Annotated in this window: 1 tRNA gene; it reads right to left on the bottom strand. The window is 35.9% G+C overall.

The annotated features are described in order from the left end of the window. Positions 1-67 precede the first annotated feature (67 nt). Positions 68-140, bottom strand: a tRNA-Ala gene (locus tag IV73_RS06460). Positions 141-209 lie beyond the last annotated feature (69 nt).

Genomic DNA, 209 nt, shown 5'->3' with positions numbered 1-209 from the left:
GATATTTTAAATTTAATGATATGATTCAGTTTTCAAAGAACTAATTTAACAACCTACTGGTTGTTAATGGAGAATAACGGGATCGAACCGTTGACCCCCTGCTTGCAAAGCAGGTGCTCTCCCAGCTGAGCTAATTCCCCATCAAATATTTCATTGAATGTTGTAAAACACTCAAAACTAAATAACGTTTCAACAAATGCCTTCCGATT

The organism is Weissella kandleri (genome assembly GCF_001438705.1).
Taxonomy (GTDB): domain Bacteria; phylum Bacillota; class Bacilli; order Lactobacillales; family Lactobacillaceae; genus Weissella; species Weissella kandleri.
Note: the sequence above shows the minus strand (reverse complement) of the source record. Positions and strands in the feature narration are given on the sequence as shown.